Annotated in this window: 9 protein-coding genes and 1 tRNA gene; 9 read left to right on the forward strand and 1 reads right to left on the reverse strand. The window is 37.3% G+C overall.

Annotation, left to right across the window (positions count from 1 at the left end):
* Window positions 1-266 precede the first annotated feature (266 nt).
* From ciss_RS13685 to ciss_RS13315, 5 genes are all read left to right on the forward strand, one after another.
* Entirely contained in the window at window positions 267-389 is a 123-nt protein-coding gene (locus ciss_RS13685) for a hypothetical protein (RefSeq protein ID WP_268874206.1), read from the forward strand.
* A 92-nt stretch (window positions 390-481) separates the two neighbouring features.
* Complete coding sequence (locus ciss_RS07165) at window positions 482-2,377, forward strand: PrkA family serine protein kinase (protein WP_075865606.1); 1,896 nt, start codon at window positions 482-484, stop codon at window positions 2,375-2,377.
* A gap of 9 nt (window positions 2,378-2,386) precedes the next feature.
* Window positions 2,387-3,523: a sporulation protein YhbH gene (yhbH, locus tag ciss_RS07170; protein WP_075865607.1), complete on the forward strand. Its 1,137-nt coding sequence runs from the start codon at window positions 2,387-2,389 to the stop codon at window positions 3,521-3,523.
* Window positions 3,524-3,539: 16 nt separating this feature from the next.
* Entirely contained in the window at window positions 3,540-4,865 is a 1,326-nt protein-coding gene (locus tag ciss_RS07175) for a SpoVR family protein (RefSeq protein ID WP_075865608.1), read from the forward strand.
* A 38-nt stretch (window positions 4,866-4,903) separates the two neighbouring features.
* The gene (locus ciss_RS13315) at window positions 4,904-5,077 is read left to right on the forward strand and encodes a hypothetical protein (RefSeq protein ID WP_166504001.1); all 174 of its coding nucleotides are present in this window, start codon (window positions 4,904-4,906) and stop codon (window positions 5,075-5,077) included.
* 39 nt (window positions 5,078-5,116) lie between these two features.
* Here ciss_RS13315 and ciss_RS07180 read toward each other — a convergent pair.
* A tRNA-Sec gene (locus ciss_RS07180) sits at window positions 5,117-5,213 on the reverse strand.
* 154 nt (window positions 5,214-5,367) lie between these two features.
* Between ciss_RS07180 and ciss_RS07185 the strand changes: the two genes are divergently transcribed.
* From ciss_RS07185 to ciss_RS07200, 4 genes are all read left to right on the forward strand, one after another.
* Window positions 5,368-6,318: a polyprenyl synthetase family protein gene (locus ciss_RS07185; protein ID WP_235837268.1), complete on the forward strand. Its 951-nt coding sequence runs from the start codon at window positions 5,368-5,370 to the stop codon at window positions 6,316-6,318.
* An 82-nt stretch (window positions 6,319-6,400) separates the two neighbouring features.
* Window positions 6,401-7,750 carry a glutamyl-tRNA reductase gene (gene hemA / locus ciss_RS07190; RefSeq protein ID WP_075865610.1) on the forward strand — a complete coding sequence of 450 codons (1,350 nt, stop codon included), beginning with the start codon at window positions 6,401-6,403 and terminating at the stop codon, window positions 7,748-7,750.
* Window positions 7,716-8,651, forward strand: a complete 936-nt coding sequence (hemC, locus tag ciss_RS07195) for a hydroxymethylbilane synthase (protein WP_075865611.1) — start codon at window positions 7,716-7,718, stop codon at window positions 8,649-8,651. The genes hemA and hemC overlap by 35 nt, the downstream gene beginning before the upstream one ends.
* Window positions 8,644-8,876: hypothetical protein (locus ciss_RS07200; RefSeq protein ID WP_143298506.1), on the forward strand; the 233-nt coding region annotated here is incomplete at its 3' end. The genes hemC and ciss_RS07200, both read left to right, overlap by 8 nt.

Consider the following 8,876-nt stretch of genomic DNA (forward strand, 5'->3'; position numbering starts at 1 on the left):
GCCCCTGGAAGATGCAAAAGAGTTCACCTGGTAGGTGTGTAGGTACAATTTGCGCATCTTTAGGGATAAAAATGCCCATTTTTCAAGGGTTCCAAGATTTTAACTGACAAAGTCAGGAAAAAGATTTTGGGCTCGTTTTACAGTTTACGAACTACCGTTAATTCGGACCGCCAAAATGGGCGGTTTTTTTTATCTTATCTTTATAGCATAAATGGATTTTGTATACATATATATTTACCAAAGAAAACATTTACGGGGGTTTAAAAGTGGTTTATTTAATCACTTTTTGCGAAGGAGAGGAAGTACGGTATCTTTTTACCCAGGTTTTTGAAACAAAATCCTGGGACCTTTTAGATAAAAACTTAATTGTGGTTAAATTAATAGACTAATGCCGGCTTTTGCCGGTATTTTTGTTTGATGAAGCTTGCTTATTTAAAAATCATTTTGCATATAATGTAATAACACGAAGGGAGGTAAGCCCATGGAGTTTTTAGAAAAACTTGAGGCTTACAAAAAAAGAGAAAAGGAACTTGCCTGGGAGGGCAGTTTTAAAGAATATTTAGAAATAGTTAAAAAGCGGCCGTATGTTGCTCAGCTTGCTCACAGCCGTATATATAACATGATTAAATCTCATGGTATAGAGAATACCGGGGAAGGAAAAAAATACCGCTTTTTTGCCTCGGAACTTTTTGGTTTGGATAAAACCTTGGCAAAATTGGTAGAAGAATACTTTCATCCGGCAGCCCGAAGGCTTGATGTTCGCAAAAGGATATTGCTCCTCATGGGTCCGGTGAGCGGAGGTAAATCAACATTGGTAACATTATTAAAACGGGGGTTAGAAAAGTACAGTCGGACCGAGGAGGGGGCTTTATACGCTATCAAAGGTTGCCCAATGCATGAAGAACCTCTCCATTTAATACCTAAAGAATTGAGAGAAGATTTTGAAAAAGAGTTTGGAGTATATATCGAAGGTGAGCTATGTCCCAGATGTCAGGTAATGCTTGAGGAAGAATACCAGGGAAATATTGAAGAAGTAAGAGTAGAGCGGATTTTTCTTTCGGAAGAAAAACGTGTTGGGATTGGAACTTTTTCTCCTTCGGATCCTAAATCTCAAGATATAGCAGAATTAACCGGGAGTGTTGATTTTAGCGCCCTACCCAAATACGGAGCTGAATCCGATCCCCGGGCCTATCGTTTTGATGGTGAGTTAAATATCGCCAACCGGGGGATTATGGAATTTCAAGAAATGTTAAAGTGTGATGAAAAATTTTTATGGAACTTACTGAGTTTGTCCCAGGAAGGGAATTTTAAAGCCGGGCGATTTGCCTTAATTTATGCCGATGAGCTAATTGTTGCCCATACCAATGAAGCGGAATATAAGGCGTTTATCAGCAACAAAAAAAATGAAGCATTGCTTTCCCGGATGATCGTTATAAAAATTCCCTATAACTTAAAAGTTTCCGAGGAAGTAAAAATTTATGAAAAATTAATTAAACAAAGCGATTTAACCAATATTCATATTGCGCCCCATGCCCTGCGGGTAGCTGCTATGTTTTCGGTTTTATCAAGATTAAAAGAGAGTAAAAAGCAGGGGATGGATTTAATCAAGAAAATGAAGCTTTATGACGGTGAACATGTGGAAGGATTTGTGCCCAAAGATGTGGCCGAGTTACAAAACGAAGTAGAAGAAGAAGGTATGTCCGGAGTTGACCCCCGGTATGTAATAAATAGGCTTTCTTCAGCTTTAATTAAAACCGATACTGCCTGTATAAATCCTTTGGATGTTTTGCGGGCCTTAAAAGATGGTTTAGATCAGCACCCGTCCATAACCAAAGAGGAAAAAGAAAGGTATTTAAATTTAGTTTCTTTAGTTAGAAAGGAATATGATGAAATTGCCAAGAAAGAGGTCCAAAAAGCTTTTGTTTACTCCTTTGAAGAGTCGGCTAAAAACTTATTTAACAATTATTTGGATAATGTTGAAGCCTATTGCAATGGGACGAAACTAAAAGATCCCATTACCGACGAAGAATTAGACCCGGATGAAAAGTTAATGCGCTCAATTGAGGAGCAAATAGGTATTTCGGAAACGGCCAAGAAGAGTTTTCGGGAGGAAATATTAATTCGGCTATCGATTTATGCCCGTAAAGGTAAAGTTTTTGATTATAACGCGCATGAGCGTTTAAAAGAAGCTATTGAAAAAAAACTTTTTGCTGATTTGAAAGATGTGGTAAAGATAACAACTTCCACTAAAACGCCGGATGCCCAGCAACTGAAAAAGTTAAACGAAGTAGGCGAAAGACTTATTAACCACCACGGTTATTGTCCGGTTTGTGCCAATGAACTTTTGAAATATGTGGGGAGTTTGTTAAACAGGTAGGTGGGGAAAATGGGAAATTTTATAATTTCCAGAGAAGACTGGAGTCTTCACCGCAAAGGGGAATTGGATAAAGAACGGCATCAGGAAAAAGTACGGGAAGCTATCAAAAAAAACCTGCCGGAAATTTTAAGTGATGAAGCCATAATCATGAGCGATGGCAAAAAAATCATCAAGGTTCCCATTCGCAGTATTGAACATTATCACTTTCGCTACGATTTTAATAAACAAAAACATACCGGTCAGGGAAATGGGGGTACAAAAGTTGGAGACGTTTTAGGTAAAGAAAGTGGGAGTGCCAAGGGTGGCATGGGCAAAGGAGCAGGAGATTTACCCGGTTATGATTACTATGAAGCGGAAGTATCGATCGATGAATTAACGGAAATTCTTTTAGAAGATTTAGAACTTCCCCATTTAAAAAACAAAAGTAAAGATGAAATAAACCATGAAAGTTACGATTTTCGCGATGTTAGAAAAAAAGGATTAATAGGTAATATTGACCGGAAAAAGACAGTTTATGAAGCTTTAAAAAGAAATCTTTTAAAAAATAGTGAAAATCTTTATCAAATCACCCAAGAAGATTTAAGGTTTAAGACCTGGGATGAAGAGCAAAGACCCGAGTCCAATGCAGTAATAATTGCCATGATGGATAGTTCAGGTTCCATGGGGCCTTTTGAGAAATACATTGCCCGAACTTTTTTCTTCTGGTTGGTGAGAATTTTAAAATTAAAATATCAAAATGTAGAAATTGTTTATTTATCCCATCATATCGAAGCCAAAGAAGTTACGGAAAAGGAGTTTTTTACCAAGGGTGAAAGCGGAGGTACCAAATGCTCTTCGGTATATCAATTGGCGTTAGACATAATTAAACATCGTTATAATCCGCAGCAATACAATTTGTATGCGTTTCACTTTTCGGATGGGGATAATTTATCTTCAGATAATGAAAGGTGTTTACTGCTCGTGAACGAGCTCTTAAAGGTGTGTAATATAGTCGGTTACGGAGAAATTGAAGGACCTTATTATTACACTGCAACTTTAAAAAAGGAATTTAGTAAGATAAACAGCCCTAACTTTGTCATGACCTCTCTAAGAGATAAAGTTGGTGTATATCAAGCCCTAAAAGCTTTTTTAAAAAAGGATGTTTAGGTTTGGGGGAAGGTTAATGGACGAGTTGATATGTCTGGAAAAAGCAGCGGAAGAAATTGAAAAGATTGCTTTGGGATTTGGCCTTGATTTTTTCCCTATGCGCTTTGAAATTTGTCCGGCGGAAATTATTTATACCTTTGGGGCATACGGTATGCCCACCCGCTTTTCCCACTGGACTTTTGGTAAAGCGTATCAAAAAATGAGAACTCAGTATGACTACAACCTAAGTAGAATTTATGAATTGGTCATCAATACCAATCCCTGCTATGCTTTTTTGCTGGAAGGTAATTCTTTGGTCCAAAATAAACTGGTAATAGCCCATGTTTACGGTCATTCAGACTTTTTTAAAAATAACTGGCATTTTAAAAATACTAATCGGAAAATGCTGGAAACCATGTCAGTACATGCCCGGAGAATTGATGAGTTTTCTTTTCGTTATGGTAAAGAAAAAGTAGAAAAATTTTTAGATGCTGTTCTTTCTATCGAAGAACATATAGATCCCTATGAAGGGACAATAAAAGAACAATCTTCAAATAAAAAAATTAAGGAAGTAAATAATCCATATGCTGACATCTGGTTTGAAACTAATAATGAAAAGAGGGAAAACGAAAAAAATGAAAGAAAGCCTGTAAAAGACCTTTTAGGTTTTATCGGACGTAATAGTAGGTATTTGGAAGAATGGCAAAGGGAAATGATTTTTATGGTACGCGAAGAAATGAAATATTTTTGGCCCCAGTTAAAGACAAAGATTATGAATGAAGGTTGGGCAGCATACTGGCACATTAGAATCATGCGTGAGTTAGATTTAACGGAAGACGAAAGTATCGAATTTGCTAAATTAAATTCGCAAATCCTGTACCCGTCTCGATTTAGTATAAACCCCTATCTTTTGGGTTTGAAAATTTTTGAGAATATTGAAAAAAGGTTTGGGAGGGATATGATTTTTGAAGTAAGAGAAATTGATTCTGATGTTTCGTTTATCCGTAATTATTTAACGGAAGAGTTAGCGGAAGAACTTGATTTGTATAATTTTCAAAAGGTGGGGGGCGAATGGCGGGTTACGGAAAAATCTTGGGAAAAAATAAGAGATAACTTAGTTTTAAGTTTAAATAATTGCGGGTTTCCTTATATTGAAATTTTAGACGGTGATTACGGAAAAAACGGTGAACTTTATCTAAGACATCGTTATGAAGGTATCGAATTAGACATTCATTACTTAGAAAGAACCCTACCGTATGTTTATGAACTTTGGGGTAAGCCGGTTCACTTAGAAACGGTAGTGGATAGAAAACATGTATTATTTACCTACAATGGTGAAAAGCATTCACGAAAAATTCTTTAAGGATTTGGTTAATACTATTAGCAAAGGAGGTTGTAAAAATGAGGCCCCAAAAACCAGATCATTACGGAGAATTACTGGAAACCAAGCGGGAACAGTTTTGGCGAAAGGTAAATCAAACACGGGAAGGAATTTCGGCTGAAAGAGAAAAATTGCCAATGGGCTTAAAAACTACCACTCCTAAATTTTTAGATTCGAATAAAGAAGATAATTAATAAAAAACCGGTCCACCTAAGGACCGGTAGTTTTTTGCCTGGCGGGAGTGAATAGGAATCGAACCTACCATGGACGGTTTTGCCGCCCAACAACGGGTTTGAAGCCCGCGGGGCCCACCAGGACCCAGTCACTCCCGCTTTTGTCACTGCAAAATTTATTATATAATAAAATTACTCATTAGTCAAAATCATAGAAGGATTTTGGACATTAAAGGAAGAATACTTCTTTATATTTTACCAAGTATTTTTTACCAAGTATTCTTGTAAGTTTAAAAATGGAGGAAAAGAAATTGTTTGAACTTGTAAAAGAGGATTTAAGAAAAATTGAACAAGAGTTGATTAATGAAGTTAGTGAAAGGAACGAATTTTTACACGACCCTGCCATGCACTTATTAAAAGCCGGAGGAAAAAGATTAAGACCTGCTTTTGCTCTATTGGCAGCAAAGCTTGGCGATTATGATTTCGAGAAAGTTAAACCTTTAGCTGTGGCTTTGGAACTTATTCATATGGCTACTTTAGTTCACGACGATGTTGTTGATAATTCCATGCTTCGCCGCGGTCTTCCTACGGTTAAAGCTAATTGGGGAAATAAGATGTCAATACACATTGGCGACCGAATATTTGCTAAATCGTTACTTTTAATCGACGCTTGTAAAAATAATTACGTGGCTAAAGTTTTAGCTGAGGTAAGCGTTAAAATGACTGCCGGTGAAATTCAACAGTTAAACGGCGCAAAAAACATTTCTACCAGTATAAAAGAATATTTGATTAAGATTAAACGAAAAACAGCTTTGTTACTATCTGCAAGCTGTGAACTTGGTGGAATCATGGCCAACGTTTCACCACGGGTTGTTTATGCGTTAAAACAGTATGGTTTATATGTTGGGATGGCTTTTCAGATTGTCGATGATATTTTAGATTTTACTGCTGATGAAAAGGTTTTAGGAAAACCGGTAGGTAGTGATTTACGGCAAGGATTAATAACCTTACCGGTGCTCCTGGCTTTGAAAAGGGATAAGAAGCACGAGCTTTGGCGGGAATTACAAAATCTTCCCCAAAATAATGCTAACATTGAGCAAATAATCAAAGAGATAAAAAACCTTGGTGGTATCAGTGAAGCATATGCCTGGGCAAAAAATTATATTGAAAAGGCAATTTCTGCTTTTGATTTGGTGCCTAAGTCCCCGGTGAAAGATACTTTTTTAGAAATTGCTCAATTTATCGTGCAAAGAAATTATTAAATATTAGCAGGAAATTTAATTAATATGTAGAAATAATTTGTGAAAAATGTATTTAATCCTTAGATAAAGGAGCGCGTTTAGTATGTATTTAGTGGTTGTGGGGGTAAATCACAGGACTGCTCCGGTTGAGGTGCGGGAAAAGTTATCTTTTTCCGACCACCAATTAAAAGAAGCTTTTTCCACGTTGCTGTCTTATCCTTCCATTGATGGTTCGGTTATACTTTCTACTTGCAACCGTACTGAGGTTTATGTGGCGTCTTTAGATGTTGATACCGGATTAAAAGTGGTAAGGGAATTTTTGGCTAATTGGGCCGGCTTATCGTTGTCAGATATAAAGAATTATACTTACAATTATACATTGTATGATGCTGTTCAGCATCTTTTTCGCGTAGCATCAGGCCTTGATTCCATGATTTTAGGAGAAACCCAGATCTTGGGTCAGGTCCGCGATGCATTTTTAAAAGCCTCATCTTTAAAAGCGTCCAATAAAATATTAAATACCCTGTTTCAACACGCTATAACTGTGGGCAAAAAAGTCCGAACCGAAACTGGCATTGACAAAAATCCCGTTTCGGTTAGTTATGCCGCAGTTCAACTGGCGTGTTCATTTTTTGGCAGCTTAAAGGACAAGAAGGCGCTTTTAATTGGTGCCGGAAAAATGAGTAGTTTAACGGCGAAGCATTTAAATTACTATGGAATTAAAGAAATCATTGTTGCTAACCGTTCCTTTGAAAAAGCCGAACAATTTGCCCGGGAGTTTAATGGAATAGCTGTTCCTTTTGCCAAAATCTATGATATTCTTGCCGAAGTGGATTTGGTAATAAGCTGTACCGGGGCACCTCACCTGATTATCCATAAAGAGCAATTAGAGTCAGTTATTAAAAACAGGCAGCATCCGTTATACTTAATAGACATAGCAGTTCCCCGGGATATTGATCCCGAAATAGCCCAACTTCCGAATGTTTATCTCCATGACATTGATAAATTGCAAAATGTGGTCACCAAAAATTTGGAAGAAAGAAAAAAATTAGCTGAAATGGCTGAAAACATCATTGAAACTGAACTAAAAGCTTTTATTGAATGGCATAGCACCCAGTTTGTAGTCCCAACCATTGTAGCCCTTAAGAAAAAAGCCGAGGAGATCAAAGAAAAAGAGGTTACCAAAGCTTTAAATAAACTGGGAAATATTAGTGAACGGGAAAAAAATATCGTTTGTGCCCTTGCTCATACTATTATTAATCAATTACTGCATACACCAATAGTGAAGTTAAAGCAGTATGCTTTAACTCCTCAGGGTCATTTGTACACCGAAATCCTGCAAAACCTCTTTGACTTACAAGTTGAAGGGGAACGTCCGAAAAATTTCAGCCATTCGAGCGCAGAAATGGAGGAAAGCGATGAAGAAAGAAGTTATTGTGGGGAGTCGAGATAGCGCCTTAGCTTTATGGCAAACAAATTGGGTAGTGGAAAGACTAAACAAAATTTACCCCGAAATAAATTTTAAAATTGTGACCATGAAAACAAAAGGGGATAAGATCTTAGACGTAGCATTAGCTAAAATAGGAGATAAAGGTCTTTTTACCAAAGAATTAGAACATGCTTTAATAAATAAAACCATAGATATGGCTGTCCATAGCATGAAAGACTTACCAACGGTTTTGCCCGAAGGCTTGAAAATTGGCGCGTTTTGTGAAAGGGAATACCCGGGAGATGTTTTTATTTCTCCCAAGGGTTACAGGTTTTTGGAACTACCTGAAGGGGCGAGAATTGGTACCAGCAGTTTGCGACGGATTGCCCAAATTTTAGCTGTAAGACCGGATTTACAAGCCATACCTCTGCGCGGGAACCTAACTACACGCTTTCGTAAAATGGAGGAAATGGATTTAGATGGTATTATTTTAGCCTACGCCGGTGTGAAAAGATTGGGTTTTGAGGATAAAATTACAGAGATGTTAAGTTTTGATCTCTGTTTACCGGCGGTTGGTCAAGGTTCGATAGGGGTGGAAATCCGTGCCGATGATCCTTTTATCGAAGAGCTTTTAAAACCTATTGATCATTTTGCAACAAACCGGGCTATTCGAGCAGAAAGGGCCTTTTTAAAGCGCTTGGAAGGTGGATGTCAAATTCCCATTGGAGCCTATTGTGAAGTTAAAGAAAACCGACTTCTTTTGAAGGGTGTTGTTGCCAGTTTAGATGGGAAGTTAGTTATTAAAGGTGAAAAAGAGGGAATGATTGAAGACCCGGAAAAGGTGGGGATTAATTTAGCCGAAGAACTTTTAACAAAAGGTGCCCAAAAAATACTGGAGGAAATCAGGCGGGATGCTAATGAGTAATTCGCTTACCTGCCGGGTTTTGGTAGGGGAAAAAGTTGATTACTTTTTAAATTCGGAACTGTTTTTTCGGGGATTGCGGGACGCAAAAAATATTTATTTTTTTGATAATGAACTTGATTTTATTTTAAAAAATTTTGTAAATACTCACTTGGTAAATGAACTGCCCAACAACGTTACAGGGGAGGATGTAATATTAATTACTAAAAAAGAAGATTTGTTAAAGAC

The sequence above is a fragment of the Carboxydothermus islandicus genome, from assembly GCF_001950325.1.
In the GTDB taxonomy this organism is placed as follows: Bacteria; Bacillota; Z-2901; order Carboxydothermales; family Carboxydothermaceae; genus Carboxydothermus; species Carboxydothermus islandicus.